Origin of the sequence: Sinorhizobium alkalisoli, from assembly GCF_008932245.1 — a bacterium.
In the GTDB taxonomy this organism is placed as follows: domain Bacteria; phylum Pseudomonadota; class Alphaproteobacteria; order Rhizobiales; family Rhizobiaceae; genus Sinorhizobium; species Sinorhizobium alkalisoli.
Map to the genome: position 1 here is coordinate 313,883 of NZ_CP034910.1, position 26,723 is coordinate 340,605.

The following is a 26,723-nucleotide window of genomic DNA, read 5'->3' on the forward strand; positions in this document are numbered from 1 at the left end:
TTATCCCCGAAGCGGACTGCCAATTCTTTGCGCGGGGACGGCAGGTTTGCGCTCTCACTCGCGACGCCTTTCGAATCCTGTCACCCTGGGAGCTGGTCGGTATCGAAGCTACCGGCCAATCTTCAATACAACAGCATCGGCAGCCAAAGCGCAATCTGAGGGAAGGCGAACAGCAGCAGGATCAGCGCGAAGGGCGCCAGCAGGAAGGGCAGGATCGCCACGTAAAGCTGCTTGATCTTGATGTCGGGCGCCTGCGCCTGAATGATGAAGAGATTCATGCCGACCGGTGGATGAATGAGACCCAACTCAACCACGATGACGACGATAATCGCAAACCAGATTGGGTCATAGCCGAAGCTCACGACGACCGGCAGAAAGACCGGCACCGTGATCAGCACCATGCCGATCCCTTCGAGGAAACAGCCCATCAGGATGTAGATGACGATGATCAGGGCCATGACGGCCCACGGTGCGAGATGCAGGGCCTGGGCGCCGGCGAGGAGCAGATCCGGCAGCTTCGTCTGAACGATGAAGTTTGCGAAGATCGTGGCGCCGATGATGATCGTGAACAGCACGCAACTGGTGATCACCGTCACTTTCAGCGCGTGCGCCAGCCCCTGCAAGGTCAACCGCCGGCCGAGGAAGCCGAGCAGGATCGCGCCGAAGGCGCCCACCGCGGCGGCCTCGTTCGGGGAGAAGACACCGGCATAGATGCCGCCGATCGTCGCGATGAAGAGCGCGAGGAACTGCCACGGGTCTTTGAGCGCCAGCAACCGGTCCTTGAGGCTTGCCGGCGGATCGACCGGCACATTGTCCTTCTGCCGCCGGGCGATGATGAGGGCAACGAGAATATAGAGCAGCATCAACAGGATGCCCGGCAGCAGCGCGGCGGCAAAGAGTTGCGGCAAGGGCTGTTCGGAGATCGCCGCATAGATCACCAGAATGATCGACGGCGGGATTAGGATGCCGAGACTGCCGCCAGCGGCGACCGATGCGGTGGCAAGACCGTCGTCGTAACCGGCTTCGCGCATTTCCGGCAGGGATATCCGCGTCATGGTCGCGGCCGTCGCGACCGATGATCCGCACACGGCGCCGAACGCGCCCGACGCCCCAATCGTCGCCACGGCCAGGCCGCCCGGAATGCCGGACAGGATGACGCGCGCCGCTTTGAACAGTTCGGCCGACAGGCGGCTGTTCGTCGCCACCTCGCCCATCAGGATGAACAGGGGAATGACCGACAGGCCGTAATTGGAAGCCGTGTCGAAGGCATTGGTTCCGGTGACGGCGGCCGCCACGGAAAGGCGCGACAGCAAGGTGTTGCCGGCAATGCCGCAGATGAGAAGAGCGAGCCAGACGGGCATTCTGAGAAACAGGATGCCGAACATGAAGAGGACCACGAACAGGCCGATCAGCGAGGCACTCATAGCGCGCCCTCGCCGTCCAGCGATCCGCCGTCTGCGAACCCTGTCCCGAAAAGAACTGCAATTGCGGCAATGATGCTGTTGAAAAGGCCGAACAGGGCGAACATCCAGATGATCCAGACCGGGAAGTTCAGCTCGAGCTTCATATCGCCGAAGTCATAGGCGTCACGGGCCGGTTTCAACATCGACCAGAAGATGAAGCCGAGCACCACGACGGCGGCGATGGCCGCCACGAACTTCATGAGCCGGACCAGCCTTTCGGGCACGAGGCCGTCGATCAGGTCTATGACGATCTGGTGGCCCTCCAGAATGACGGCGGGCAGCGCGAAATAAATGCTGATCAGCAGGCTGATCTCGACGGTGTCATAGGCGCCGCGGATCGGCGCGTTGAAGACATAGCGCATGAAGACGTCGGCAACGGTGGTGAGCATCATCGCCACGAGCGCAAGAATGGGTATGACGAGCAGCAGGCGAAAGTACCGCTCCAGGAGCCGCGAAAATCCGGCCGACGACACTGACATTTGCTGACCTCCTCAAGCAGCATGGAGCCGCGCCGCCCGATGAGGCGGCGCGGTAATCGGTATTATTTCGTATAGGCGGTAATGAAGGCGCTGCCGGGCTTTCCGGTCGCATCCACGGCATCGACGGCCTTCTTCACGATCGGCTCGACGGCCTGCTTGAAGGGCGCGATCTGCTCGTCCGACAGAGTTTCGATCTTGACGTTGTTGTCGACCATGTACTGCCGACCGTCCGCCTCGCTCGCATCCCAGCGACGACCGAATGCCTCGGCGCGCGCAGGGCCCGTCGTTTGCTCGATGAGCTTCTGATCGTCCGCGCTCAGTCCGTCGAAGACTGACTGGTTCATAACGAGAGCGAAGGTGGCCGATGCCAGGCCCGGTTCCAGCGAATATTTTACGACGGAGCCGAGGTTGAATGACTTCGTCGCCTCAAAAGGGAACATTGCGCCGTCGGCCACGCCCTTGGAAAGCGCGTCAACCGTTTCTCCCGGCGGGATCGGCAGCGGTGCGGCGCCGAAGGCTTCCAGCATTTCCTGGAACACCTTGCCGGCATAGCGCACGCGCAGGCCCTTGACGTCGCCGACCGTCGTCACGTCCTTATTGGTGGTGTGCAACTTCAGCGGCGGCGTGACGGCCATCCAGAGGATCTTCGTGTCGGGATGCTCCGCAGCAAGATATTCCGGCGCCAGCTCCGTCAGGCGACGAGACATAATCTCGCTGGTCTTGCGGGTCGAAGGGAAGGTCAGCGGCTGGCCGGCGAGTTCGGTCATCGGAAAGCGACCCGGCGTCGCGCTGTGAAGGATGACGGCAATGTCAGCCACGCCATTGGTGACGAGTTGATACTGGCGGTTCGGCGGGCCGAGTTGCGCGGCCGGAAAGATCTGAAGCGTAAGTTCGCCGTTGGACTTTTCCTTAAGCTCCTCTCCCCATGCCTCTAGCTCCTTCTGCCAGGCGTTGTTCGGCGGCAGGAAGCTTGAAACTTTGAGCGTCGTCTGGGCCGATGCCGGCGCCATGCCAGCCAAAAGAAGCGTGACTGCGGCAATGCCGCCTGCGAGATATCTGTTCATTTCATCCTCCCGATTGTCATGAACGGCCGCAGATCGACGGCCAGGGTTACACTCAGTCGCTTGAAATTCTCTTCCGTCTTCGCGGGCCGGCCGCTTGAGACCGGCCGCACCTGCCGGTCAGGCCTCCTGGCCGATCGAATTCCTCAGGATGCCTAGCTTGTCGATTTCGACTTCGACGATGTCGCCGGGCTTCATCCACAGCGGCGGATTGCGCTTGGCGCCGACTCCGCCCGGGGTGCCCGTGGCGATTACGTCGCCGGCTTCTAGCCGGGTAAAGCTCGAGCAGTATTCGATGATGCGCGCCACGTCGAAGATCATCATGCCGAAGGTCGCGTCCTGGACGATCTCGCCGTTGAGGCGGGTCTGGATGCGCAGGGGATCGAGATCGCCGAGCTCGTCCGGCGTCATCATCCAGGGACCGAAGGCGCCGGTGTCAGGGAAATTCTTGCCCGGCGTGAACTGATGCGTGTGCCGCTGGAAATCCCTCACACTGCCATCATTGTAGATCGAATAGCCGGCCACGTGTTCCAGGGCGTTCTCGCGGCTGATGTAGCGGCCGGGCTTGGAAATGATGACCGCCAGTTCACCTTCGTAATCGAGATCGCTCGACACCTTCGGCCGGATGATCGGCGTGAGGTGGCCGGTCTGGCTGTTTGCGTAGCGGGTGAAGATCGTCGGATTTTCAACGACGCTGCGGCCCGTCTCCTGCCGGTGCATCTCATAATTCAGGCCAACGCAGAGGATCTTGTCCGGGTTCGGGATGACGGCCAGCCACTCGACCTCGGAGGTCGGATAGGTTGCCGCACCGGCCTTCGCTTCGGCAACGCCCGAAAGGCCCGCGGCAACGGCCTGCTTGAGGTCGGGATAGGTTGCCTTCATCCCCGCGCCCACGTCGTGGAAGGTCTCGCCTTCGACGATGCCCCAGGTCACGCGTCCCGCGATCTTGACGGTGGAAAGTTTCATGTCTCTGTCTCTCCTTGCATGCGGGGCGTTCTCCAGCCCTCGGTCTCATTCATGTCGCGAAGCCGCGGATCGCGGCTCCGACGCCGATTTTTCTTCAGCCGAGCTTACGCTTCAGCTCGCCAAGCTCGGCCACCAGCTCCGCCTGCGTGCGGGCGGTGGCGAAGACGTAATGGTCCGGCCGCACCAGTGCGGCGCGCGTCTCATGGCGATCGAACCATCCAGAAAGCACGTCGTCCTTCTCCGTCAGCGCGTCGGGCGAAGTGCCGTCGGAGCCGGGCGGAACGATCGTCGCGACGCTGAGACCGATTTCCGCTGCCGCCGCCGCGACATCCCGCATATCGATGTCGCCCCTGCCGTCGACGATCAGCCGCCAGCCGGCGCCGGTCAGCTTGTCGAGAAGCCAGTCTCCGTCCGCCTGTCGAATTTCGGGCTGGGGAAACAGCGTGCCCCGCGCCGGGCAGGGCGCGCCGGCAAGCAGCCCCTCCTGTAGCGGCGGGACAATTTCCTGACGGGTGATCGTCCGCGGGCTTCCGCCCCCGTCCGCGAGAATCCGCGCATCGCGCGCGTCCGCCTCGGCGGGATCGCGGATGCAGATCATCTCGCCGATCGCCTTGATCTTGCCGGTGAGTTCAATCACGTGGCGCTTGCGCTCGACGCCGTAGGTCTCGAGCAAACCGTCCGACGACATGCCCTTGATCACCCGGTCGAGCTTCCAGACAAGGTTGGTGACGTCCCGCAGGCCCTGGCACATGCCCTGACCGATGAAGGGCGGCTGCTGGTGCGCGGCATCGCCGGCAATGAAGACGCGCCCGTCACGCCACTTTTCGGCGACCAGCGCATGGAACCGGTAGGCCGCCGCGCGCCAGAGCGTGCCGTCCTCCGGCGTCAGCCACGGAGACAGAAGCGTCCAGACGTTTTCCGGCTTTTCCATCTCGCGCGGATTTTCGCCGGGCAGCAGCATGATTTCCCAGCGACGGTGGTTCTTCGGCCCCATCACGAAACTCGTCGGCCGCGACGGATCGCAGAACTGCGCTGAGGTTTGCGGCAGCTTGGCAATACCGGCGTCATTCACCCGAACGTCGATCACCAGCCAGGGCTCGTCGAAGATCAGATCCTCAAGACGAATGTCGACGATCTGGCGAACCGTGCTGGAGGCCCCGTCGCAGCCGATGAGATAATCCGCGGTCACCGATCTCACTCGGCCGTCGGCGGACTTGAGCTCTGCCGAAACGCCGTCCGCATTCTGCGTCAGGCCGATAAGCTCCACACCGAGATCGACGTCCACGCAATCGAAGCCTTCGGCATGGCGCCGCATCACGGCCTCGACCGGCGGCTGCGTGAACACCATGCTCGGCGTATAACCGAGCGGATAGGGCTCGGGCACCATGTCGATGCGCCGGATCAGCTGGCCCTTGGCACCGAAATGCTGCGAGGCCGTGAACGGCGCGATATGGGGCATCACCTCGTCGGCGATCCCCATATTGTCCAGATGACGGAGGATTTCGTGATCGACTGCAATCGCACGCGGCTTGTCGTAGATATCGGTCAACCGGTCGATGACCAGGGTGCGGTGACCGAGCTTGCCCAGAAGGCCTGCGGCGATGGCCCCGGCGGGACCGAAGCCCACAACCAGGACTGTGTAATGATCGCTTTTTGCTTTGTCGTTCGTCACGGAAAACTGCCTGCTCAAAACTGTCATGGTGGTTGGTTCATGGGCCCGCGAAAGACACGGACACCTGCGCTTTCTTGCACGCGTCGCTTTTTGGCGGCGCGATGCCCCAGTGATCGGTGCGTCCGGGCGGCCAGACCCATTCGGACGGCCCGCGGAAGCGGTAATTGTCGTCGACCTGCAGAACCTCGGCGGTGTATTCGATAACGACACCGGTCGGATCGACGAAATAGGCAAAGACGTTGTCGCCCGGACCATGCCGGCCAACGCCCCAGCCGATCGGATAACCGGCATCCTTCACCCTGCCCGAGCCGCGCATGACGGATTCGAGGTCCGGCATCTGGAAGGCGATATGGTTCAGGCCGTTGACGTTGGCTTCGGCGAGCACGACCGAATGATGGTCGCTGTTGCAGCACAGGAAGGACATCATCTTCGACCGGTCGGTCAGACGGAAGCCGAGAGCGGAGCGGTAGAACGCGGTCAGCGCTTCGATGTCGCTGGAATTAATGTTCACATGCGCCAGCCTTAGCGGGACGTTGGGCACGATCCGCTCCGGCTTCGTCTTGTCGCCGAAGACGAATTCGAGCGTCGACCCCTGCGGCTCGCGCACCACGAAGCGCTCGCCGCCAGCCGGGGAATCGGCGGGGCCGAGCGGACGCAGGAGCGTGCAGCCGGCAGCGGCCAGGGTCTTTTCCAGCGTAGCGAGCTCGTCGCGCGACCGGGCGCGGAAGGTAACCTTGCGCAGGAGGGGCGTATCGCCAGGCTTCAGCTCGAGCACGTAGTGATCGCTGCCGGTGGCCGCCAGAAAGACCTTGCCCAGTTCCCGGGCAACTTCTTCAAGGCCCCAGACGCGGGTGTAGAATTCGACGGATCCTTCCAGATCGGGCGTGGACAGTTCCACGCTTCTCAGCCCGGCGAGCGAAAAGTCGGACATCAGGCGGCCTCCTGAAGGTTCAGAAATGTGGCGGCGTTGGCGAAGGCCAGCCGCTCGCGCAGGGCCGCATCCTCGAATGCGGCCTCGATCCGGCCGAGCGGCGCACGCTCATGGAAATTGAAGGGGTAGTCGGTACCGATCAGGATACGATCATCGCCGAAGATCGTCAGCAGATGGCGCAGCGTCGGCTCGTCATAGACCAGTGAATCGACATAGAAGCGCCGGGCCTGATCATAGGGATCCGCCTGCAGGGCGTCAGCCAGAGCCGGGAAGACCGTCCAGCCCTCCCGCAGACGCGGCAGGAGGCTCGCCAGCGTTCCGCCGCCATGGCTGAAGGCGATGCGCAGCTTCGGAAGCTTCAACAGGAGGTTGGAGGTGATGCAGGAGGCCGCGGCAAGTCCGATATCCGTCGGATAGGCAAGCACCTGCTGCAGTTGTCCGGGGCCGACGAGGCGATCCATGCCGGCCGGCCGCACCGCGTGGACGAAAACGGCCGCGCCGAGCCTTTCGGCCTCCTCGAAGAAGGGCAGGAAACGCGGATCGCCGATCGGCACGCCGTTGACATTGCTGCCGATCTCTACGCCGGCGAAGCCGAGCGTTTCCACGGCGCGCCGGAGTTCGGCGACGGCAAGATCGAGCGACTGGAGGGGAACTGCGGCCAGACCTGCAAAGCGGCCCCTGCCTTCGTCCACCATGCCGGCGATCACGTCATTGATATACCGCAGCAGATCGTCCGCCGGCTGGGGATCCGTCCAGTAGCTGAATAGTTCCGGCATCGGCGAAAGCGCCTGCAGGCCGATGCCCGCCGCATCCATATCGGCGATCCGGCGCTCGACCGACCAGCAGGCGTCGCTGACGGTCCGGTAGTTCTTTCCGTCAACGACCATGGTGCGATGACAGCCTTCGGCCTGCTGCATGGAGGGCCATGATTTCGGGACGGCTTCGGCGGCGAAGCGGGGAAATTCGTAAGGAACGACATGCGCGTGCACATCGACTCCGCAACCTGCGCAACTGCGACCGAAGGCGAATTTCCTGATTTGACGCGCATTGCCGTCCAACGCCCTTCCTCCCTTTCTATCTCTTGAATAAAATACAAAATAAGTTATGTAAACATGGAATTTATAAATTTCTTGCTTCTAGCAATTGATGTATATGAAATTCAGTATCAACCGCACGAGACGGACATGCGCCAGGACACGCTCGAGAAATCCACGGAAGCTCCGGCAACCCGGGCAACAGGCGTCTATGAGCGCCTCAAGGCCGACATCCTGTCTGCGGAGCTCGAGCCCGGCCGCAAGCTGCAGTTGCGCTTTCTGACGGAACATTACGAATCCGGTCAGACGCCCATCCGCGAGGCGTTGAACCGCCTGGCGAGCGAGGAACTGGTCATCGGCAAGGAGCAGCGCGGCTTCTTCGTCAAGCCGATCAGTCTGGACGAACTGCAGGAACTGACGAAGACACGCTGCTGGGTCGAGGGGATCGCGCTCGGCGAATCTATCCAGCGAGCAGACGCGGACTGGGAAGAGGCGCTCTTGATCGCCCATCACCGCCTCGACCGGACGCCGCGTTCGCTGGATCCGGAAACCTTCAAGGACAACCCCGAATGGGAGCGGCATCACCGCCGCTTCCACGCGCTGCTGATCGGCAATTGCGGCTCGAAGCCGCTGATCGGATTTTGCGAACAGCTGGCGGACCGTCTCTACCGCTACCGGGCCCTCTCGATCCGCAAGGCGTTTCGGGTCCGCAAGGTCGGCGACGAACATGCCCAGATTTTCAAGGCTGCCATTGAGAGGCGGACGGAAGACGCGATCGCGCTCCTGCAGAACCACTACCGCCGCACGGCCGACATCATCCGCGCCGACCTGGGCGAATAAGGCCGGCGGCCAGAATCGTCGGCCCTGTCGATCAGAATGGGTAGTGCGTCACCCAGCGCAAATCCCTGGCTCTTGATGGGAGCGGAACCTGAGACCCGCCATCCGACATCTGTGCAGTTGAACGGAGTCGAACTACGGGCCATGTTCGCGATTGAGCGGCGTAAAGCTGTGTACTGGAACAGAAATCAGACCGGGACGGCAATTGTTGCCGGCATGTCCTGCTGCGGCCATCGCAGCAATGCTTCCCGCCCAGCGCCCGTCAGGCCGTAGACGCCTCTGTCAAGCCGTTCAAACCAGCCATAGACATTTGAAAGCAAAATCTTCCCCGCGTCCGGTATGCTGGATCTGATTTCACGCACGCGCAGCGGTCCTGACGCCAGCGCTAAAGCACAGCCGAGCGCCTGCTGGCGGTACGCGGTCATGACGGGCGCGCGTGTGCTCCCGCCCACTGCCGGATCGCCGCGTCGCCTCTGGTGTTCACGCATGAGCCTCGAACGCCGTTTCGGATTGGTTCGCGGCATTGGCGATACGGAGCCGACGATAACGCTGACGTCGCCGGCATCGGAAATGCCGAGCATGCCGATCCCGAGCCTGCGGCAGAGATCGCGGTAGCGTTTGTCGGCCTCGCGACCTTTGCCCTTGGCCGAGACTCGCGCCGCGATCCAGACCTCGTCCGCGACAGCTGCACGATCGACGGCCTGCAGTATGAGCTCCAGATTGAAACTCAGTTTCAACTCGCAGATAACGACCACAGGCGGATCACCATCGCTCAAGCCGACGAGATCGCAGCCGCCAACTTCGCCCTTAACGACGTAGCCTGCCTTTTCGAGGAAGCCTTTGACGGGCAGATAAAGCGAAGTTTCCATATGCCTGCAGGTCTAAGCGAAGAATCGGTCCACAATTATATCGATCCGCTCGGACGGGACACCCATCTATCGCCGCCGACGCGATCACACGGTATGGGCTGTGGAAGCAGCCGCCAACGCATCCTGCGACGATCGGCCAGGACCTCGCCGCCGGCATTGAAACGATGGTCTTGAGCCGGATCGAACCATCGACCCCATTAATTAGCATGGTGACGCATCGGCACAGTTGCGCCCTGCGCGGGTGAACCCGAAGGGCGGCCACGTTGGTTGACGGCGTGGCGGGGACCGGCGCGACTGCTACACGGCACTCCGCGAGAATGGAAACCCGACTCTGGAGACCCCCCACGGTCCTCCAACATCCTGTTTCCATCCATGCCGATTTCAAGACGGCAGGAGAGCTTAGATGTTCGAGATGGCTGGGCCGAGAACACTTTCGGCCGCCGCAAGCAGGCGTGGCAGGTTTAGCCTTCCGTCCAGCGTCGCACCAAACTCGTCAGGCGCCAGTGGCTCGAGCGTTGCCAATTGACTGTCCAGCAAGGATGTCGGCATGAAATGCTGGCGGGATGACATCCGTCGCAACAGATTCTTGCGCTCGACGTCGATGTGCAGAAAGAACACGGCATTGGCCATGGAAAGCCGCTGTCTGTAGGTCCGCTTGAGCGCGGAGCAAGACACAACTACGCCATCAGCATGCTTCTGGAGACTGTTAGAAATCCGGTCCAGCCAGGGCCAGCGCATGTCGTCGTCGAGCGGAAGCCCATTCCGCATCCGCTCAATACTCTCAACCAGATGCAACTCGTCCCCTTCCACAAACTTAAGCCCGAGCCGTGCCGCCAGGCACGCGCCGATCGTCGACTTGCCGCAACCGCTCACGCCCATGACGACGATGCGCGGCGCACTCATAGGGTCAGCCACCTGATCGGCAGCATGACGATCTCGGGGAAGGCCGCGATCATGACCAGCACGACGAGATTGACCGCGTAGAACGGCATTGCTGCGGCGACGAGGCGCGGCGTCGGCACCTTGGATACGTAGGCTGCGGCAAATAGACAGGTCCCGACCGGCGGCGTTGCCAGGCCGACCGCCAGGCAGGCGACCATGTAGATCAGGAAATGCATCGGTTCCACGCCCGCAGCAACGGCCGCCGGCATCAGGACGGGGATCAGCATCAGTGCCGCCGCAACGATGTCCATCAACATGCCAACGATGATGAAGATGAGCCCCATCAACATCAGCGTCATGAACGGCGACCCCCCGAACGTCGACAGCACACCTGAAGCCTTTTGCGGCAAGAGATCGACCGTGAACACGAAGGTGGCTGCACTCGCCACCATCAGTATGAGAAGAACCGAGCCTGCCAGCCTCCCTGAACTGATGGTGAGCTCGACAACGTCCTTGAAACCGATCTCCCGATGCACGATGCCGGCCACGATCATCGTGTAGAGCACCGCCAAGCCGGCCGCCTCGGTCGGAGTCACGACGCCTGAGAACATGCCGGTCAAGATGATGATCGGGGCGCCGACGGACGGCAGTGCCCGGAATAGCGAGCGCGCCGAATGGCGCATGCTGAAGTTGGTGATCGCACCATAGCCCTTCTTGCGCGAAATGATCGTGTTGTAGATCGCCAGGGCGACAGCGAGCAGAATGCCGGGGCCAAGGCCTCCCGCGAGTGCCGCACCGACGGACTGGCCAGCAGACGCGGCCGCAACGATGATCAGGATCGACGGCGGCACCAGTGTTGCCAGCGTCGAGGTGATCAGGGTTAGAGCTGCAGAATAGGGCCTCGGATAACCGCGCGACGTCATCGAACGGATGGTGATCGGACCGAGGCTGGCGATGTCGGCAACGGAAGACCCGGAAATCCCGCCGAACACGAAACTTGAGGCAATGTTGACATGGCCGACGCCCCCGGGGAGCCGGCCGACCAGTGCCTCGGCGGCGTCGAAGATCCGCTCGGACAGCCCGCCGCGCTCCATGATCTGGCCAGCAAGGATGAACAGCGGAACCGCGATCAGGAGGAAGGAGTTGATCGACGTCGCCATCGACTGCGTGATCATCGAAAGCGGCAGATCGAACCACCAGAGCGTCACGACCGACGACAGACCGAGCGCGACGGAAAGCGGAACGTCGAGCAGCGCCAACAGCGCGAAGACAGCGATCAGCGTGTAGCTCATTTAACGGCTCCTTCGTGATTGCCGAGCACCGCGACAGCGACGTCGTCTTCATTACCTTGCGCGATCGCATTGACCGCGGTTCCGACAATGGCGAGACCGGCGCCAAGCACGAGCGGCAGGGTCGTCAGCCACATTCCGATCTGAAGGATCGCCGATTCCTCCCCAAACCTGATCTGCTGCATCATGAGATGCCAGCCCTGCCATGTGACAACCCCGAACAGGATCATTGCGCTCACAGCCGGGATAAGCCGGTAAGCGATTCGCATGGAGGCCGGGATCAGGCCGGTCAGGAAATTCAGCGCGGGATGCTGACCGTTGCGGAAGCCTGCCGCAAGGCCGAGCCAGATGGTCCAGATGAAGAGAAATCGTGAGAGCTCTTCGGTCCAGGCCACGGAGTGTCCGACGAGGCGGGAACCGACCTGAAGCGCAATCAGCACCACCATGCTGATGACGGCGACAAGCAGGACGGCATCGACCACCCGCCAGATGATCTTGTCCAGGAGTTGCATGACGTCCTCTTTCTGGCGAACCGGGGCGCCGAAGCGCCCCGCAATCGGATCAGTTCGCCTTCACGAAGTCGATGCTCTTCTTCATGAAATCGGCACCGATCTTATCTTCGAATTCGCCATAGATGCCGCGGGCGATCTCCTGAACCTTCTCAAGCTCGCCGTCGGCGAAGTCATTCACCTGCATGCCCTTTTCCTTGAGCTTGCCGATGATCTCCTCTTCCTGCCGGATCTCCTCGGCGTCGTGCTCGGAAATCATCAGTTCCGCCGCTTCCTGTACAGCGTCCTGGTGCTCTTCGGGAATTTTGGCCCAGGCAGTCGACGAAAGTCCGAGAAGGAAGCTGTCAGCGAGGTGCTGGGTCATGTTGAGCTGACCTTGAACCTCGTACAAGCGGTTGTTGTACGGGACCTCGACCGGGTTTTCCTGCCCATCGATCGCCTTGAGCTGCAAAGCCGAATAGACCTCTGAGAAGGCCATCGGCGTCGGGTTGGCGCCTAGCGCCTGGAAGAGACGAACGAACAACGGATTGTTGGGCGTGCGCAGGGTAAGTCCCTTGAAGTCTTCTGCCTTGGTTATGGCCCGGTCGCGCGTGGTCACATCGCGGAAGGTCCGCAGGAAGAAGCCGAGCCCCTTGATGTTCAGGCGATCCAGCGAGGTCAGCAGTTCCTGACCCGGTTCGCCGGCGAGATAGGCCTTCAACTGATCGTAGTTCGAGAACAGGTAGGGCAAGGAAATGGCATTCATCTTCGGCTCGAAGGAGGCGTAGACGGATGTCGCCAGGATCAGGCCGTCCAGAGCTCCCGAGCCAAGCTGATTGATGGCCGCATTCTGATCCTTGCCGAAGAGCACGCCATCCGGGAAGACCTGGATCGTCACCTCGCCGCCGGTCTTCTCGTTGACCAACTCGGCGAACCGGGTTGCGGCGCGACCGACGGAACTGTCGGCCGGATCTGGTACGGCCAGGCGAAGCGACGTCTGTGCGAAAGACGGCGCAGCAATCCCGCAACCGGCTGCTATCATCGCAGCCACGGCAATCCCGCGCATGACGGCGCGACGGGTGGTGTTAAGTTTCTTCATGATCGGGTCTCCTCCCTTTACTTAAGATCAGTCGTGCAGGGGGCTGCCCGGGGGCAGTCTTCCGTTCCGACGTTTGAGTTCGAGTATCAACGCCGAATGGTCGAGGTCTCCACCTCCATGGTCGACCAGTGACGTGAACAGTCCGTCCGCGAGTCGGAGGACCGGTAGTTCGAGGTTGAGCGCGGCGGCCACATCGAGCGCCGCCCTTGTATCCTTGATCTGGTATTTCGCGGGCCCACCCGGCGCGAAGTCGCCGGCGATCATGCGCTGACCGTGAAGCTCGAGAATTCGCGAAGAGGCAAAACCAGCCAGCATCGCTTCGCGCACCTTGGCCGGGTCGGCGCCGCCCTCCTCTGCCATCAACATGGCCTCGGAGATGGCAACGATCGTGCTTGCGACCAGAAGCTGGTTGACCAGCTTTGCCAGTGCTCCCGTTCCGGCGGGTCCGATATGCACCACCCGGCCCATTGCTGACAAAACCGGGTTGGCCGCTCTGACGTCTTCGATGTCGCCGCCCGCCATGATCGAAAGGGTGCCGGCCTTCGCCGCCGAAGTTCCGCCCGAGACAGGTGCATCGAGCCAGCGAAGCCCCAGCTTTCTGGCCTTGTCAGCCATCAGTTGGGCGTCGGCCATGCCAATGGAGGACATGACGATCAACAGCGCATTCTTGCGCATGGCGCGCGCGGCGCCTTCGGGACCGAAGAGAACCTCATCACAGACGCGACCGGACGACAGCATCACCACGACCCAGTCGGCGTCGATGACAGCGCCTGCCGGGTTGCCGGCAGGGCCGGCTCCCATTTTGGCGAGTGACTGTGTCTTGTCGGCGCTACGGTTCCACACCGCAACATCGAAACCGGACGCAACGAGGTTGGCCGCCATCGGTCCGCCCATCAGCCCCGTACCAAGCACCGCAACGCTGCCTCTGCTCATCGCTTGATCCTCAAGGTGCAACGCGTTCGAAGAAGCCTACCGACCCTTCCGTGACAAGGCTCAAGGCTTGCCTGAACCGCGCCAGATGCGGAGTTTTCAAATGCGCTTCGAAGGCGGCCCGGTCGTCATAGACTTCGTAGAACATCACCTTTATCGGCGAGACGCGGCGGTCCACGACGACATCGAACTGTTGGCATCCGGGTTCATTTGCAACGGAGTTCTCTGCGTCGTCCCTGGCGGCCTCCAGAAAGGTCTCTAGGCGGTCTTCGGCGACGTCAAATTGCGGCAGGACGACATAGCTCATGCCGCAACCTCGGATGTCGGGCCCATGGTGCGCACCTGTTCACGACGCAACTCGACCACGTCGAGATCGTCCACGAGTACGACATCGGACATGCGCACAACCTGGTCGCGCCTGATCGGCTTTTTGAGCTTGACGTTGTGAGCGAGGCCGATCGGCAGGGCATCGATCTCACTGGAGATCGTGGCCGGAATGGCCTTGGCCCAGACGGCGTACCCGCCCTCGCCATCGAGCATGTCGCCGGCCTTGAAGTCCCCCTTGGCTGTCGCAACCGCGTCACCGCGATATTCCTTCGACGAGCCGGTGGGTTCGCCGCGAAGAATCGCCGAAAGAACGGATACGGAGGTCTCCAGTCCGATCAGGTGGAAGGGGCGCCACATGGAGCCGTACCAACCGGTCTTGTCGGTCAGGAGGCCATACTGCTTGAAGCAGTCGCGGGTATATGCATCGGGCGCCTTGAAGGTGACGAACATGCCGTAACGGATGTTGTTCAACACCTCACGCCCATCGGGCTCCTGGCTTGCCGCGATGTCGACGAGACCGGCCTTCGGCAAACGACCGCCTTCCGAGACGGGTTTGAACACGGATGCCAAGTCCTGCAATCCAGACGGATAGAAAGCCAGTCCGTCGTCCGGGCAGTCAAGCCCGGTGCCATTGGCGACAGCGGCCATTTCGATTGCAGCCTTGGTTCCGTCGGTGAAGGAGTTGTACATCTTCGGATTGAAGTCGCCCTTGGCGACTTCTTCCTCGGTCCAACCGAAGTAGCCCCAGACGGTATCCGGCGTCGAATAGCGGTAACGCGGCTCAAAATTCATGCCCTTGCCGGCGGAGATCAGTTCGAAGCCGCAAGACCGGACCCAGTCGACGAGTTCACAGATGAAGGCCGGCTGGTCGCCATAGGCCATCGAGTAGACGAGACCCCTGGCCCGCGCCTTGGCCGCCAGGATCGGGCCGCACATCACGTCAGCCTCGACGTTGACCATGACGATGTGCTTCATGCCGTCGATCGCCAACAGCGCATGACGGGTGCCGGCAATCGGATGCCCGGTCGCCTCGATGATACATTCGATGCCCTCAAAGGCGCAAAGCGCGGCGGCATCTTCGGTCACGAAGGTCTTGCCGGTGTCCATCGCATCAGACAGGGACCGGGCGCCGTACTCGTCTTCCTGCCAGCCGGTGCGCTTCAGCGAGGCACGGGCCTTGCCGGCATCGAGATCCGCAACGCCGACGATGTGATAGCCGGCAATCTTGCGGGCCTGAGCGAGCACCATCGAGCCAAACTTGCCGGCGCCAATCAGGCCGACACGAATGGGGCGCCCTTCGGCATGACGCGCGGCAAGCATCGAATAGAGGTTCATAGTGGATGACTCCGTCTTGCGGCCACAGGGCCGGAAACTCAAAGCGCACGCAGGTAGGGCGCCGACGATCGCGTTTCCGGGCACCGATTACGGTGCTACCGCAGACGATGATTTCGGTATTTCCTCCCAACGTGCCGACGATCTTCGTCGGACGCTGGTATCCTTCGGCAAAGAGACCCGCAGAACAATTTAAATTATCTGCCCGATTTTGTAGCTGAGCTAATCAATCAGTGATCGATCTTCGTTATACCAGATCTGAGCCTCGCGCTTGATCCACTCGATGAAGCGCTTGACGCGCGTGCGCCTGAGATGGGTGTAAGGGCAGACAATCCACTGGGTCGCAATCCGCATCTCGGGGGGATTGGCCACCGCGACGACGAGCCGGCCGTCCTTGAGTTCTCGCTCCATCATCAGATTGCTCTCAAGCGCAATGCCCATGCCCAGCACCGCCGCATCCACCACCATGTGCGACCGGTCGAAGAAGAGCCGCTTTGAAGGAATATCGTGGGTGACGCCCTGATGGGCGAACCAGGACTTCCACTGAATCTGCGCTTTCACCGAATGGATGAGCCGATGTTGCAGAATGTCCGTGGCCGAGAGCGAATGCGCACTGGCAAGGGCCGGCGAGCACACCGGCAGGAAACGTTCCTCGACGAGTTGTTCCACATGGAGGCCTGGCCAGCGTCCCGCTCCGTGACGTATCTCGATATCGACCAGATCGCGATTGAAGTCGGTCGGCTCATTGGAGCCGTCGAGACGGATATCGATCTGGGGATTGACATCGAAGAAGCGTGGCAGGCGTGGCAGAATCCACTTGGTGGAAACCGTGGGCGTCGCCCTGATCGTCAGAAGGGTGGAGGTCTTATTGCCACGCATCATCTCGGTCGACCGAATGATGTCTTCGACCTGTTGGGATATCAGCTCGTAATAGCGCTCGCCCGCCTCCGTCAGCTTGATCTTTCTGCCCACTTTAGCGACGAGCGTGCTTCCCAGCTGCTCCTCGAGAACGCGGATCTGCTGGCTGATCGCCGAGGGCGTTACGTTCAGTTGCTGGGCGGCTGCGGACACCGAATTGAGCGTGGCCACGTGATAGAAGATTGCGATGGATCGGAATGGAGTCACGAGCGAATAATACTTCAATTCTGCTAAACAATCAGACGATCTTTGCCGCATTTGCTTAAAAGTTAACTGGTCGATCGTTGATAGCTCGAGCACGGTGACGGTGGCGCGGCGGAAGCATCTTCTTGAGCCGAAGCTAACCGAAGACCCTGCAAACAACACTGCTTAAGCTGCCCCTGCCTTTAAGGGTTCGAACTGAAGCTGTTATCCGGACTAAAATAGGCGACTCCGTTAATTAACGAAACTGCCATTTCGTTTATTAAAGCGACATGCTAATTAAAGGTGACAGACTTAGCCGAACTGGAAAGTGCATTGAGAAACGACATCGCTGATAACAAACGCCTTGGTCGTTTTGTGGAGACCGCTGTTGGCGGCGAGCGCGTAAAGGCTTTCATACCTCCACCTCTCCCCCCTACTCCCCCGATCGAAATCACTGGCCTGTTGACGCGCCTCAGTGCGGCGGAACGCGCTCTAGGACGACTTGATGGCGTTTCCATTCTGCTGCCGAACAAGGAACTGTTCCTTTACATGTACGTGCGCAAAGAGGCTGTGCTGTCGTCCCAGATCGAGGGCACGCAATCGACGCTTTCCGATCTCCTTCGCTTCGAGACGGAAGCAATCAGCGGCGAGCCGGTCGACGACATCCGCGAGGTCTCGAACTACGTCGACGCCATGATGTTCGGCCTCGAGCGGATGCAGCAGTTGCCCCTGTCACTGCGCCTCATCCGGGAAATGCACCAGCGGTTGCTGGATAGCGGTCGCGGTGGCACAAAGAGCCCCGGCGAATTCCGTACCTCACAGAACTGGATCGGCGGCACGCGTCCGGGAAACGCCATGTTCGTACCTCCTCCGCCGAATGAAGTCATGACCTGCCTCGGTGACTGGGAGAGATTTATTCACGAGGATACGCCGAGCATTCCGCCGCTGATCAAGGCGGGCCTTCTCCATGTCCAGTTTGAAACCATCCACCCGTTCCTGGATGGTAATGGGCGCCTCGGCCGACTCCTGATCACGCTCTTCCTTTGCGCCGCGGGCGTGCTGCGACAACCTCTGCTTTACCTGAGCCTTTATTTCAAAACGCGCCGGGCCGATTACTACCGGCTTCTGCAGGAAGTCCGAGAATATGGAACGTGGGAAGCCTGGCTCGAGTTTTTTCTGGAGGGAGTGGCCGAGACAGCGGATCAAGCTTTTGAGACCGCCAACCGTATCGCACGCCTCTTCGAGGACGACCGGGAACGCATTGTGAGGGAATCGGAGCGGACAGGATCGGTCCTCCAGATCCACGAAGCCATGCGCACGAGCCCCTATCTGACTGCCGCATCCGCGGCGAAACGAAGCGGACTCACGGTGCCAACCGTGAATGCAGCGCTGGACCAACTACAGAAACTTGGCATTGTCGAAGAAGCCACCGGGCGACGCCGCGGCAGGGTTTTCGTTTATCGCGCATACATGGACATTCTCGGCGACGGCGCGGGCAGTTGATGTCGCACCTGCACAGAGCTGGCCAGGTTCCAGTCGATACATTATGCGACATTCCAGGCAGAGAACGAGAGGCCTTGCGTCGATACCTCAGAACCCTTCTGGAGTACGAACTCTCGTGGCGGCACGCTGGACATGTAGGTTGGCTTCAGAGGCCTGCACATTCAATGAGGACGGCAACCCCCATCGGACACATTCCGCCCGGTCCGGCGGTTGCGTGGCGGTCCCGGTCAGTTGAGGCGGAGGCCCGACCTGGCGTCGAAGAGATGAAATGTCTACGGATTGCCGCGCAAGTGAATCTGTTCGCCCACCCGGATCGTGGCATGCCGCGGGAATTCGACGGTGAGCATCTGTCCCTCGCCGATTTCGACATAGCCGTAGGTCTGGCTGCCCAGCCGTTCGGCGACCGCCAGCTCGCCGCTGAACCAGGCCTCTAAGTCGAACAGCTTTGTTTTGGAATTCGCTCATCCTCACCAACTTAGATCAAAATCGACCTGCTCATCCCAATATCTCCGAAAGTTGAACGTCGCTTTAATTTCAACCAAAAAAGCAATACATTTGGCTGCGCAAGTCAGCAATCGATTGAACGGTGCGAGGCACCTTGCGTCGCGCGCATCAGCCAAATCCTGCTGGTTGACGTTGGACTGCAGCTCGCCGAAGGCGCCCTGGAACTCGCCGCGCATGGTTTCGGTGAGGTCGCCCTCGGCCAGCGCCGAGATCACCCGGCGGGTTTCGGCGACGCCGCGGTCGACGGAAGTCACCAGTTCGTTTACCTGGCCGGCGAAGCGGTTGAGGTCGGCGTTGTCATAGTCCTTGCTGATGCGGCGGGTGGAGTCTCGGAAGTCCAGGTCGTACGTAACGTATTTAGTTCGTGAATCACACCTTCACTCGGCTGATCTCGCCTCTGGCGAGGTCGGTCCTGCGGATCGTCAGGAGGAGTCGTAGGTGTCACCCAGCGTTTGGCGGGGAGCGGTGAGCATCTTGCCCGAGACCCGTCGGAGAGGCACAAGGGTGTCTGAGGCTGGCGGGATGAAAGGGTCGAGATGCTGAGGTTTTCACGGAGAGCTGACCAGGATCAGGTCAAAGCCGCTAGCCGATCGATGCAGGTCGCACTCGCGCCGGGAGCGGCGGCAATCGCGCAGCCTTCCCGGCTTCCAACGCTTGCAGCGACGGCAGCAACGGTGGCCGTCCTCTATTTCGCCAGCGAAGTCTTTCTTCCATTGGCGATCGCCATCCTGCTTACGTTTGCTCTGGCGCCGTTGGTTTCGCGGCTACGCAGGGCCGGCTTGCCGCGCTCGGTGGCCGTTCTCGGCACGGTCGCGACAGCTTTCTTGTTTCTCTCCGTTTTTAGCGCTGTCCTCGCAGTGCAGGTCAGTGAAGTGGCGCAGAATCTCCCAACCTACCAGTACAACATTATCGAGAAGATCAGGGTTCTGAAGGAGGCGGGAGCGGAGAGCCAGATATTCGAACGCCTGAGCCGCGTCGTGGAAAGGATTACCACCGAAATCAGCCGGCCCAAGCCCGAAACCGCCCTGTCTCCCCAACCGGAACCGGAGCCAAAGCCGCTGCTCGTGGAGATTTTTTCTCCAGAACGCCCGATCGAAACCCTGAGGAATATCATCGATCCCCTGCTGGGGCCGCTCGCCACGACCGGTCTCGTCATTGTCGTCGTCATCTTCATGCTTTTCGAAAGGGAGGACCTGCGCGATCGCTTCATCCGGCTCGTAGGTTATGGAGACCTGCACCGCACGACCGAGGCCCTGCAGGATGCCGGCGCGCGGGTCGGCCAGTACCTGCTGATGCAGCTGGTGGTGAACATCGCGTACGGAATACCGCTTGCTATCGGTCTCTGGTTGCTCGGAATACCCAATGCGGTCCTGTGGGGAATGCTTGCCATTGTGCTGCGCTTCGTGCCCTATATCGGCCCGGTCATCGCGGCGAGCCTTCCCCTGTTTCTAGCCTTTGCCGCGGCTCCGGGCTGGGCCCTGCTGGTATGGACAGCGGCCCTGTTCATTGTCCTCGAGCTCGTCAGCAACAATGTGGTCGAGCCTTGGCTGTACGGCTCGCGGACCGGCCTTTCGCCGCTTGCGATCATCGTTGCAGCGATCTTCTGGGCTTGGCTCTGGGGCCCGGTCGGACTGGTGCTGTCGACGCCGCTGACGGTTTGCCTCGTGGTGCTCGGTCGCCATGTCCCGCAGTTCGAGTTCCTCGAAATTCTGTTGGGCAACGAACCTGTGCTCAACCCCAAGGAGCGGCTTTATCAGCGACTGCTGGCCGGGGATCCGGACGAGGCGACCGACAATGCGGAGGAGATGCTCGAGGAGAAATACCTCATCGAGTTCTACGACACGGTCGCTATACCCGCGCTGCTGCTCGCGGAACGCGACCGAGTGCGAGGCGCGCTGGCCGAGCCGCAGGTGGCTCAGATCGCCCAGAGTGCGCGCACTCTCGTCTCCAATCTGGAGGAGATCGCCAGTGAAGAAGAGGAGGAGGAGGAGGAAGAAGGGTTTGGCGAAGAGACCGGTGATGGAGACGAGCAGTACGACTTGCCTCTTGGAGATGGAAAATCCGTGCTGTGCATCGGCGGACGGGGCGATCTCGACGACGTAACTGCATCGATGCTGGCACAGGTCATCCGAGTCCAGGGGGCGGAAGTTGCTTCTGCGAGTCATAGGGACTTGAAGCCGGGCGCTATCCGAGGACTCCCCTTCGCCGGTCGCAATGCGATCCTCGTGAGCTTTCTCGACCAGGATTCGCTGCGACATGCCAGGTTCATCGTGCGGCGGCTGAAGCGCATTGCGCCAATGTCGCGCATCGGTATCGTGCTCTGGCACGAGGACGGTGCGTCAAGGACCGAGCTGGTCGAAGAGCTACAAGCGGACTTTGTCGTGTCCGCAATCGCCGAGTCCGTCCGTGAAGCGCTTTCCGAAGAGCTCGCCCGGCCATTGAAGGCTGTGCGCGCGAAAATTGCCCCCCGCCATCACTTACGTAAGCGGAAGACCTCTGCGGAGAAAGCCTCCCCCTCAGGCCAGAATACGGGCTAAGTTCGGTTGGAGGCGACCGCTGTTGCGGCTGTCCCGCGGCACCCGAAGGCGCCGGCGAGCTTGCGGCTGAGGGCGCGGGCGGGCGAGACGACGGACCTCCTGCCGCTGCCAGCGGCGCGCAGCACCGCCATACCGGCCTCGATCTTAAAGCTGGCGATCAGCCGCGCTAGGTTTGCCGCCTCGTCGGCAAGCCGGTTGGTCGCCGCTGTCGATTCCTCCACCATTGCCGCATTCTGCTGCGGCGTCTGGTGCGGCCCCCTTTGCAAGCGCAAACCGGTCAGCAGCCCCCTTGCCGGCCAAAAACCGACCCTTCGGTCCGGCGCCCTTGACTGGATTCGAGTACCCCTCCGGTGATGGCCGCCTTGCCGACGTAGGCTGAAGACTACAATTCCTAGTGCAAGCACTACGAGTAGTCCTATGACGAAGCATCAGATTGAGGTGATTACGTCGGTCGAGCGGCGTCGGCGCTGGTCTCGGGAGGAGAAGGAGCGGCTGGTCGCGGCGACGCTTGAGCCAGGCGCAAGCGTTTCGGAGATCGCGCACTCGGCCGGCATTCAGGTGAGCCAGCTCTTCCGCTGGCGCAAGGAGCTCTGCCAAATCTCCGCGCCGTCCGTCCCGCAGCTCGTTCCGGTGGAGGTCGTCGAAGCGCTGCCAGCACCGGCGATCCCGCCCGAGCCGCCGCCAGTCTCCCGGCCGCGCAAAAAGGCACCCATGGTGATGATCGAACTTGGCAATGGCCGTCGTCTCCGGGTCGAGAGTGACGTCGACATCGAAGCCTTGGCCCGCATCCTCGATGTGTTGGAGCGATGATGATCCCGGTCCCGAGCGGTGTGAAGGTCTGGCTGGCGACAGGCTATACTGACATGCGGAGAGGCTTTCTCGGCCTGTCGCTGATGCGCGAGATGCGTTGCGTGAGCATGGAGTCGCCTGTAGCAAGAATGCTAACTTTTGTCACGACTGACCAGATCGCACATCCAAGCGGCTTGTGAGCGACTGGTACAATCGTTGGCGGATGGAAAAAGGAGCTTGCGCGCCCGGGGAATCAAGGTTTCATGAGCCCTTACAAGGTTAGTCGTTGACGTGGGATGCGAATGCCCTACCGGTCTCCATCACCCATATACATGTGACCGGGTCCGCAAATAAGGTTTAGGCCGAATCCAGCGACTGCCCGCCTTTCCAGCGGGCCAATCCAGTAGAAGCGCTTTACTTTACTCGGCGTCCAATATCGCTCGTTGGAGTTCCGGCTCAAGTCGATCCAGCTCGGCGCCCAGTGCGCGCCGTGCCTCTGGAACGGGTGCAAGCTTGCCTTCGCGGCCTAGGTCCGCGAGCCGCTGGGCGGCGGTCACCACGCCATCGGCGCCAATCACGTCCGCTGAGCCCTTTAAGGTGTGAGCTGCACGCCGCAACTCCGCAGCATTGTCATTGGTATAAGCCGCATCGAGCGCGGCGATCAGCTTCGGGTATTCGATCACGAACATTGCCGCCAGTTCGCGCAGCAGCGCCTCGTTCCGATCGAGATTGCGCAGAGCACGCTCCCAATCCAGGACCGAGGCGTCGGCAGCCAACGGCTGCGCTGGGACGGCGGTTACCGGTTCTTCCGGCGCCTGAACCCGCTTGGAGTCATATTGTTCAACGACACGGAACAGCTCGGCGGCGCGAAATGGTTTGGTGACGTAGCCGTCCATTCCTGCCGCGAGACAACGCTCGCGATCGGCAGCCGTCGCGCTCGCGGTCAGCGCGACGATCGGTACACGAGCCTTCTCGGGCCGAGCGAGCGCCCGAATTGCCGCGGTCGCGGCGAGCCCGTCCATGACCGGCATGTGGACGTCCATGAGCACCAGGTCGTAACCTTCACGGTCGACCGCTTCAACGGCTTCCTGGCCATTCCCAACGGCCACGACCCGGTGGCCGCGCTTCGTCAGAAGATCGACGGCGACCTGCCGGTTGACCGCCCCGTCCTCGGCAAGCAGCACGATGAGCCCCGGGCCCCTCCGCAGGCGCGCCGCGCCGGCCGGGCCTTCGCCCTCGTCTTCCCGCATAGAGACCCCGAGTGCGTTGGTGATCGCATTCAGGAGATCGGACTGTTTCACCGGTTTCACCAGCAGTCTGGAGACATCCAGTCTGCGCAGCAGCGCGTCGTCGCTTGGCCGGCCAGCGGACGACATCATGACAATACGGGTCTCCCTGAGCCCTGGGCGCAGTCGCATGCAGGCCGCAAGTTCGAAGCCGCTCATCCCCGGCATCATCACGTCGAGAAGCGCGAGGTCCGGCAGCGCGCCGGATGCCTGATCCTGTGCGCGCTCCTGCTGCTCGTCACGGTCGGCGGAACCTTCATTATGCTGCGTTCGCGGCTCGGGCTCGCCATGACGGCCATGCGCGACGATCGGGTTTCTGCGGCGAGCCAGGGGGTGAACGTGGGGCGCATGCGCTTCGGCATCTTCGTGATGGCAGCAATGGGGACCGGTCTGGCGGGCGCGATCTACTACATGGCGCAACTGCGCATCTCGCCAAGTAGTGGCTTCGACCCTTACTGGTCGTCCATCTGCATATTCATCGTCATGGTCGGTGGCCTCGGCCGCCTCGAAGGGCCAATCGTCGGAGCACTGCTTTACTTCTTCGCGACACGCCTCTTCAGCCACTACGGGGCGAGCTACATGATCGTCCTCGGTGTGCTGACACTGCTCATCGTGCTCTTCTCACCTGGTGGCCTCTGGGGTCTGTTCAGCAGAATGCGGGACTGGCAATGGTTCCCTGTCGGGTACAGTTTGGAATACAGAGGTGACCTTACGGCGAAGTTGGACCAGCAAGAGCCTGCAGGCGCAAGGCATTCGTGACCGGTTAACAAGTAGGCCGGCGCGATCAGCCGCTACGGACTCCTGGATCATGCTCAACTTCCTGCCCTTCCCCTTCGTCGCGCTTGCGCCAATATGGGCAGCGCCGACCCGCAAGAGTGGGCAGGTCCTTCTGCATTCCAGGCTTCGACGAAACGGCGAGCGCCGACCGCAAATACATAGCGACTGCTTGTGGTGCCGATTTCGAGGACCGGACCAGGCACGGATCGCCCCTGCGACCTTGCTTCAGAACTCGCCACCCCGGGATGGCGCTTTGCGTCCTTGCCGGGATGATATCGATGGAAGCTGGCGATGATGTCGTCTTTTCAGTGAATTGCCATCCTTTCCCATTCACTTCTGTTCCTGGAGCCACTCCTGAAGCTCGGATTCGGCTTTCTCCAATGCGCTGTAGTTCAGCAGCTTCCGGAGGAAAGCGACGGTGACGGCGCGGGCGCGGAGGTTGAATTGGCCGTCGGATTGTTCCTCGGCGACGGCCTGGTAGACGTCGAGCTTGTCATAGAGCTGCTGCAACCGGTTCTGGACGCTGCGCAGTGACAGGTTGCGGCGTTTGGCAATTGTCCGGTCCGTCAGACCGAGCGCAATGTCGACGAGAATCTCGTATTCGGAATCGGTGAAGCTGTTCGCGTGGCCGATGCTCCTTTGCTGTAAACCGCGCACCTCGCGGTCGATCACGCATTGGCTTTCCACGAAAATCGAGCGAAGCGCCAGCTTCAGCCGCTCGTCGGAGGCGGACTTCAGCACGTAACCATAGGCGGCCCCGTCCGGAACGATGCGCGACACGCCGCGGACATAGGCCTCGTCGGAGTAGTTCGACCAGAAGAGGATGCGCGTTTCCGGGCGCTCTTTCCAGATGGTGCGCGCCGCCTCGATCCCGTTGCGTGTCTGCATCTGCAGGTCCATGACGATATGTGCCGACTTGTGATCTCGCGCGAGCTGCTCGCCGGCGATGCCGTTCTCCGCCTCGATGACGGTATCGCATTCGGGAAGGGCGGCACAGACCGCCTCGTGCAGATACGAACGGTGAAGCGGATCGTCCTCCACGATCAGTACCTTCATCGCGGATCCTCCTTGATGGCTGCTTGCGGCTGGGGCTCGAGGTCTGCCCGGCGCTCTTCGAGCGGCAGCAGGACAGCGACCGTCGTGCCGCGGTTCCTATCACCCGGTCCGATCGCGAATTTCGCGGAAATGAGCCGTGCCCGCGTCTTCATGTTGTCGATACCGCCGCCGATGCGCCCGCGGGCTCTGGCGAGGCCGCGTCCGTCGTCCGAAATCTCGATGGCGAGCTCGCCGGCTTCAAGCCGCAGCCTGACGGTGATCGCCATCGGCTGGGCGTGGCGGACGGCATTGTTGATCGCCTCCTGCGCAATTCGGAAAAGCGCGACGCTGACCGTCGGTTCAAGGCCGTCGAGAGCGCCACCGCTCTCGTCGACGAGAGCCCACTCGATCGGCATCCCGCTGTCGCGCACCGACCGGTCGAGATGGTTTTCGATTGCCTGGGCAAGGCCGAAGAGCTGCAAAACGGAGGGCTTTGCCTGTTCGATGATCTGCCGCAGATCCTGCATGCAATGATGCAGACTGCGGGAAACCGGTTCCAGCACCTCGCTGCTCAGCTCGCCGGCGCGGGCCAGGCGATCGATGCGGCGCGACAGCCGCGTAAGATCGGCAAGGGTCTGGTCGTGGAGGTCCATGCCGATGCGCTGGCGCTCCTGTTCGAGCGCCTCGGTCAGCTTCAACGCGCCCTGGCGCAAGCCTTCCTCGCGCGCACGCGCCTCCGCCTCGACGATGGCGGATTGCTGGGCCTGTTCGGCGGCCCTGAGCGCGAAGAAATAGGGTGCCAGCAGGTCGGCGATGATCCGCGCCCTGCCGACGTCCTGCTTCGTATATAGGCCGGGCGTCTGCGACGAGCAGCTGAGCGCGGCGATGATCTTGCCTTGAACCTTCAGCGGTACGTGCAAGCGGCTGCGCAGCGATTGTTCGATGATCGGCCGCTTGAAGGCGCCCTCGAAATGGAAGCGCGCATCATTGATGGCGTCGTCCGTCAGTAGGTAATCGACCTCGCCCCAGAGCAGGGAACGGATCGGGCTGTTGACGACCGGCGCCGAGGCGGCATCGCCCCAGGCGGTGTCCATGCCGGTCTCGTAGGCGGTGTGATAGTTGCCGTCGACCATCAGGATGCAGACGTCGAGGTGATCATGGGGGATGATATGCGCCACTTCCGCCGCGACGGCGCGGATCGCCGAGCGGAAGTCGAGCTGGCCGGCAAGCAGCCGGGATATGCCAAGATAGTGATCGACCAAGGCGGCCGGCGCCAGATGCGGCATGTGCGCTGTTCCTCCCGCGATCGCGCCCGTTGCTCCGTGTGCGGCGACCGCCAGCTCCATTAAGCGCTCGACAGGGCGTGCTCGTCTTGCACGAACACGCAGCCTTTTGTGCAAAAGCCCGCAAACGGGTTGCCGTATACGATCTATACAGGCGACAAATTCTCCCGCATCCTGCCATTACTGAGAGGAGGAAGCTCAGTGCAAGTCCCATTTGCAGACGACCGCAGAGAGAGCGGCCGATGAGGC

General features: G+C 61.7%; 25 protein-coding genes and 2 pseudogenes. 5 read left to right on the forward strand and 22 right to left on the reverse strand.

The genetic code is table 11. From position 1 onward, the window contains the following. Positions 1-122: 122 nt before the first annotated feature. The 7 genes from EKH55_RS19075 to EKH55_RS19105 all read right to left on the reverse strand — a co-directional run bounded on the left by EKH55_RS19075 (position 123) and on the right by EKH55_RS19105 (position 7,561). Positions 123-1,424 carry a TRAP transporter large permease gene (locus EKH55_RS19075; RefSeq protein WP_151612452.1) on the reverse strand — a complete coding sequence of 434 codons (1,302 nt, stop codon included), beginning with the start codon at positions 1,422-1,424 and terminating at the stop codon, positions 123-125. Continuing rightward, positions 1,421-1,942 carry a TRAP transporter small permease gene (locus tag EKH55_RS19080; RefSeq protein WP_151612453.1) on the reverse strand — a complete coding sequence of 174 codons (522 nt, stop codon included), beginning with the start codon at positions 1,940-1,942 and terminating at the stop codon, positions 1,421-1,423. The genes EKH55_RS19075 and EKH55_RS19080 overlap by 4 nt, the downstream gene beginning before the upstream one ends. A gap of 62 nt (positions 1,943-2,004) precedes the next feature. Next, positions 2,005-3,006 (reverse strand): TRAP transporter substrate-binding protein, encoded by a 1,002-nt coding sequence (locus EKH55_RS19085; protein WP_151612454.1) that lies wholly within the window; start codon positions 3,004-3,006, stop codon positions 2,005-2,007. A gap of 117 nt (positions 3,007-3,123) precedes the next feature. Further along, positions 3,124-3,969: a fumarylacetoacetate hydrolase family protein gene (locus EKH55_RS19090; RefSeq protein ID WP_151612456.1), complete on the reverse strand. Its 846-nt coding sequence runs from the start codon at positions 3,967-3,969 to the stop codon at positions 3,124-3,126. Between the two features lie 94 nt (positions 3,970-4,063). Continuing rightward, positions 4,064-5,641, reverse strand: coding sequence for a bifunctional 3-(3-hydroxy-phenyl)propionate/3-hydroxycinnamic acid hydroxylase (locus tag EKH55_RS19095; protein WP_427915860.1), 1,578 nt, complete (start codon positions 5,639-5,641; stop codon positions 4,064-4,066). A gap of 37 nt (positions 5,642-5,678) precedes the next feature. After that, on the reverse strand, positions 5,679-6,572 hold the full coding sequence (locus EKH55_RS19100; RefSeq protein WP_151612460.1) for a VOC family protein: 894 nt from the start codon (positions 6,570-6,572) through the stop codon (positions 5,679-5,681). Continuing rightward, positions 6,572-7,561 carry an amidohydrolase family protein gene (locus tag EKH55_RS19105; protein ID WP_246231938.1) on the reverse strand — a complete coding sequence of 330 codons (990 nt, stop codon included), beginning with the start codon at positions 7,559-7,561 and terminating at the stop codon, positions 6,572-6,574. Before EKH55_RS19105 ends, EKH55_RS19100 begins: the two co-directional genes overlap by 1 nt. Positions 7,562-7,756: 195 nt before the next feature. Between EKH55_RS19105 and EKH55_RS19110 the strand changes: the two genes are divergently transcribed. Further along, a complete protein-coding gene (locus tag EKH55_RS19110; protein ID WP_151612462.1) occupies positions 7,757-8,446 on the forward strand; it encodes a GntR family transcriptional regulator in 690 nt (229 codons plus the stop codon). A 185-nt stretch (positions 8,447-8,631) separates the two neighbouring features. On the opposite strand, the gene EKH55_RS19115 is transcribed toward EKH55_RS19110, so the two are convergent. The 9 genes from EKH55_RS19115 to EKH55_RS19155 form a co-directional block, all read right to left on the reverse strand. Then, entirely contained in the window at positions 8,632-9,312 is a 681-nt protein-coding gene (locus EKH55_RS19115) for a DUF2161 domain-containing phosphodiesterase (RefSeq protein WP_151612464.1), read from the reverse strand. A gap of 399 nt (positions 9,313-9,711) precedes the next feature. Next, positions 9,712-10,215 carry a gluconokinase gene (locus EKH55_RS19120; RefSeq protein ID WP_151612466.1) on the reverse strand — a complete coding sequence of 168 codons (504 nt, stop codon included), beginning with the start codon at positions 10,213-10,215 and terminating at the stop codon, positions 9,712-9,714. Further along, positions 10,212-11,486: a TRAP transporter large permease gene (locus tag EKH55_RS19125; RefSeq protein ID WP_151612468.1), complete on the reverse strand. Its 1,275-nt coding sequence runs from the start codon at positions 11,484-11,486 to the stop codon at positions 10,212-10,214. Before EKH55_RS19125 ends, EKH55_RS19120 begins: the two co-directional genes overlap by 4 nt. Continuing rightward, the gene (locus EKH55_RS19130; protein WP_151612470.1) at positions 11,483-11,995 is read right to left on the reverse strand and encodes a TRAP transporter small permease; all 513 of its coding nucleotides are present in this window, start codon (positions 11,993-11,995) and stop codon (positions 11,483-11,485) included. The genes EKH55_RS19125 and EKH55_RS19130 overlap by 4 nt, the downstream gene beginning before the upstream one ends. Before the next feature lie 49 nt (positions 11,996-12,044). Further along, positions 12,045-13,070: a DctP family TRAP transporter solute-binding subunit gene (locus EKH55_RS19135; protein ID WP_151612472.1), complete on the reverse strand. Its 1,026-nt coding sequence runs from the start codon at positions 13,068-13,070 to the stop codon at positions 12,045-12,047. Positions 13,071-13,097: 27 nt separating this feature from the next. After that, complete coding sequence (locus EKH55_RS19140) at positions 13,098-14,003, reverse strand: NAD(P)-dependent oxidoreductase (protein ID WP_151612474.1); 906 nt, start codon at positions 14,001-14,003, stop codon at positions 13,098-13,100. Positions 14,004-14,013: 10 nt separating this feature from the next. Beyond that, positions 14,014-14,307: a putative quinol monooxygenase gene (locus tag EKH55_RS19145; protein ID WP_151612476.1), complete on the reverse strand. Its 294-nt coding sequence runs from the start codon at positions 14,305-14,307 to the stop codon at positions 14,014-14,016. Continuing rightward, positions 14,304-15,662 (reverse strand): NAD(P)H-dependent oxidoreductase, encoded by a 1,359-nt coding sequence (locus tag EKH55_RS19150; RefSeq protein ID WP_151612478.1) that lies wholly within the window; start codon positions 15,660-15,662, stop codon positions 14,304-14,306. Before EKH55_RS19150 ends, EKH55_RS19145 begins: the two co-directional genes overlap by 4 nt. 219 nt (positions 15,663-15,881) lie before the next feature. Beyond that, positions 15,882-16,835 carry a LysR substrate-binding domain-containing protein gene (locus tag EKH55_RS19155; protein WP_151613882.1) on the reverse strand — a complete coding sequence of 318 codons (954 nt, stop codon included), beginning with the start codon at positions 16,833-16,835 and terminating at the stop codon, positions 15,882-15,884. Positions 16,836-17,093: 258 nt separating this feature from the next. Between EKH55_RS19155 and EKH55_RS19160 the strand changes: the two genes are divergently transcribed. Next, a complete protein-coding gene (locus EKH55_RS19160) occupies positions 17,094-18,263 on the forward strand; it encodes a Fic family protein (protein ID WP_151612480.1) in 1,170 nt (389 codons plus the stop codon). Between the two features lie 272 nt (positions 18,264-18,535). On the opposite strand, the gene EKH55_RS19165 is transcribed toward EKH55_RS19160, so the two are convergent. Then, positions 18,536-18,706 (reverse strand): TOBE domain-containing protein, encoded by a 171-nt coding sequence (locus tag EKH55_RS19165; RefSeq protein ID WP_345790255.1) that lies wholly within the window; start codon positions 18,704-18,706, stop codon positions 18,536-18,538. 183 nt (positions 18,707-18,889) lie between these two features. After that, a pseudogene (locus EKH55_RS19170) lies at positions 18,890-19,096 on the reverse strand (methyl-accepting chemotaxis protein); the annotation flags it as partial. A 207-nt stretch (positions 19,097-19,303) separates the two neighbouring features. Here EKH55_RS19170 and EKH55_RS19175 point away from each other — a divergent pair. Next, complete coding sequence (locus EKH55_RS19175) at positions 19,304-21,304, forward strand: AI-2E family transporter (protein WP_151612482.1); 2,001 nt, start codon at positions 19,304-19,306, stop codon at positions 21,302-21,304. Here EKH55_RS19175 and EKH55_RS19180 read toward each other — a convergent pair. Continuing rightward, positions 21,301-21,552 (reverse strand): annotated as a pseudogene (locus tag EKH55_RS19180) (methyl-accepting chemotaxis protein); the annotation flags it as partial. The gene EKH55_RS19175 and the pseudogene EKH55_RS19180 sit on opposite strands and share 4 nt — an antisense overlap. A gap of 169 nt (positions 21,553-21,721) precedes the next feature. On the opposite strand from EKH55_RS19180, the gene tnpA reads away from it, so the two are divergent. After that, the gene (gene tnpA / locus EKH55_RS19185; protein WP_151612484.1) at positions 21,722-22,114 is read left to right on the forward strand and encodes an IS66-like element accessory protein TnpA; all 393 of its coding nucleotides are present in this window, start codon (positions 21,722-21,724) and stop codon (positions 22,112-22,114) included. 398 nt (positions 22,115-22,512) lie between these two features. Here tnpA and EKH55_RS19190 read toward each other — a convergent pair whose 3' ends face one another. Further along, positions 22,513-23,550, reverse strand: coding sequence for a response regulator (locus EKH55_RS19190; protein ID WP_345790239.1), 1,038 nt, complete (start codon positions 23,548-23,550; stop codon positions 22,513-22,515). 90 nt (positions 23,551-23,640) lie between these two features. Between EKH55_RS19190 and EKH55_RS19195 the strand changes: the two genes are divergently transcribed. Continuing rightward, positions 23,641-24,138, forward strand: coding sequence for a branched-chain amino acid ABC transporter permease (locus EKH55_RS19195; protein ID WP_345790240.1), 498 nt, complete (start codon positions 23,641-23,643; stop codon positions 24,136-24,138). A gap of 348 nt (positions 24,139-24,486) precedes the next feature. Here the strand turns inward: EKH55_RS19195 and EKH55_RS19205 are convergent, their stop codons facing one another. Both EKH55_RS19205 and EKH55_RS19210 read right to left on the reverse strand, forming a co-directional pair. Continuing rightward, positions 24,487-25,212 (reverse strand): response regulator transcription factor, encoded by a 726-nt coding sequence (locus EKH55_RS19205; protein WP_034857955.1) that lies wholly within the window; start codon positions 25,210-25,212, stop codon positions 24,487-24,489. Continuing rightward, the gene (locus EKH55_RS19210; RefSeq protein WP_151612486.1) at positions 25,209-26,477 is read right to left on the reverse strand and encodes a GAF domain-containing sensor histidine kinase; all 1,269 of its coding nucleotides are present in this window, start codon (positions 26,475-26,477) and stop codon (positions 25,209-25,211) included. The genes EKH55_RS19205 and EKH55_RS19210 overlap by 4 nt, the downstream gene beginning before the upstream one ends. Positions 26,478-26,723: the final 246 nt, after the last annotated feature.

What these genes read in the sequence shown, in the direction of transcription:
- EKH55_RS19115 (WP_151612464.1), bottom strand. Translation starts at nt 9,312, where the DNA reads ATGGAAACTTCGCTTTATCTGCCCGTCAAAGGCTTCCTCGAAAAGGCA.
- EKH55_RS19110 (WP_151612462.1), top strand. Translation starts at nt 7,757, where the DNA reads ATGCGCCAGGACACGCTCGAGAAATCCACGGAAGCTCCGGCAACCCGG.
- EKH55_RS19195 (WP_345790240.1), top strand. Translation starts at nt 23,641, where the DNA reads ATGCTGCGTTCGCGGCTCGGGCTCGCCATGACGGCCATGCGCGACGAT.
- EKH55_RS19135 (WP_151612472.1), bottom strand. Translation starts at nt 13,070, where the DNA reads ATGAAGAAACTTAACACCACCCGTCGCGCCGTCATGCGCGGGATTGCC.
- EKH55_RS19190 (WP_345790239.1), bottom strand. Translation starts at nt 23,550, where the DNA reads ATGATGCCGGGGATGAGCGGCTTCGAACTTGCGGCCTGCATGCGACTG.
- EKH55_RS19090 (WP_151612456.1), bottom strand. Translation starts at nt 3,969, where the DNA reads ATGAAACTTTCCACCGTCAAGATCGCGGGACGCGTGACCTGGGGCATC.
- EKH55_RS19075 (WP_151612452.1), bottom strand. Translation starts at nt 1,424, where the DNA reads ATGAGTGCCTCGCTGATCGGCCTGTTCGTGGTCCTCTTCATGTTCGGC.
- EKH55_RS19175 (WP_151612482.1), top strand. Translation starts at nt 19,304, where the DNA reads ATGCTGAGGTTTTCACGGAGAGCTGACCAGGATCAGGTCAAAGCCGCT.
- EKH55_RS19150 (WP_151612478.1), bottom strand. Translation starts at nt 15,662, where the DNA reads ATGAACCTCTATTCGATGCTTGCCGCGCGTCATGCCGAAGGGCGCCCC.
- EKH55_RS19100 (WP_151612460.1), bottom strand. Translation starts at nt 6,572, where the DNA reads ATGTCCGACTTTTCGCTCGCCGGGCTGAGAAGCGTGGAACTGTCCACG.
- EKH55_RS19205 (WP_034857955.1), bottom strand. Translation starts at nt 25,212, where the DNA reads ATGAAGGTACTGATCGTGGAGGACGATCCGCTTCACCGTTCGTATCTG.
- EKH55_RS19125 (WP_151612468.1), bottom strand. Translation starts at nt 11,486, where the DNA reads ATGAGCTACACGCTGATCGCTGTCTTCGCGCTGTTGGCGCTGCTCGAC.
- EKH55_RS19210 (WP_151612486.1), bottom strand. Translation starts at nt 26,477, where the DNA reads ATGCCGCATCTGGCGCCGGCCGCCTTGGTCGATCACTATCTTGGCATA.
- EKH55_RS19130 (WP_151612470.1), bottom strand. Translation starts at nt 11,995, where the DNA reads ATGCAACTCCTGGACAAGATCATCTGGCGGGTGGTCGATGCCGTCCTG.
- EKH55_RS19085 (WP_151612454.1), bottom strand. Translation starts at nt 3,006, where the DNA reads ATGAACAGATATCTCGCAGGCGGCATTGCCGCAGTCACGCTTCTTTTG.
- tnpA (WP_151612484.1), top strand. Translation starts at nt 21,722, where the DNA reads ATGACGAAGCATCAGATTGAGGTGATTACGTCGGTCGAGCGGCGTCGG.
- EKH55_RS19155 (WP_151613882.1), bottom strand. Translation starts at nt 16,835, where the DNA reads ATGCGGCAAAGATCGTCTGATTGTTTAGCAGAATTGAAGTATTATTCG.
- EKH55_RS19080 (WP_151612453.1), bottom strand. Translation starts at nt 1,942, where the DNA reads ATGTCAGTGTCGTCGGCCGGATTTTCGCGGCTCCTGGAGCGGTACTTT.
- EKH55_RS19120 (WP_151612466.1), bottom strand. Translation starts at nt 10,215, where the DNA reads ATGAGTGCGCCGCGCATCGTCGTCATGGGCGTGAGCGGTTGCGGCAAG.
- EKH55_RS19145 (WP_151612476.1), bottom strand. Translation starts at nt 14,307, where the DNA reads ATGAGCTATGTCGTCCTGCCGCAATTTGACGTCGCCGAAGACCGCCTA.
- EKH55_RS19140 (WP_151612474.1), bottom strand. Translation starts at nt 14,003, where the DNA reads ATGAGCAGAGGCAGCGTTGCGGTGCTTGGTACGGGGCTGATGGGCGGA.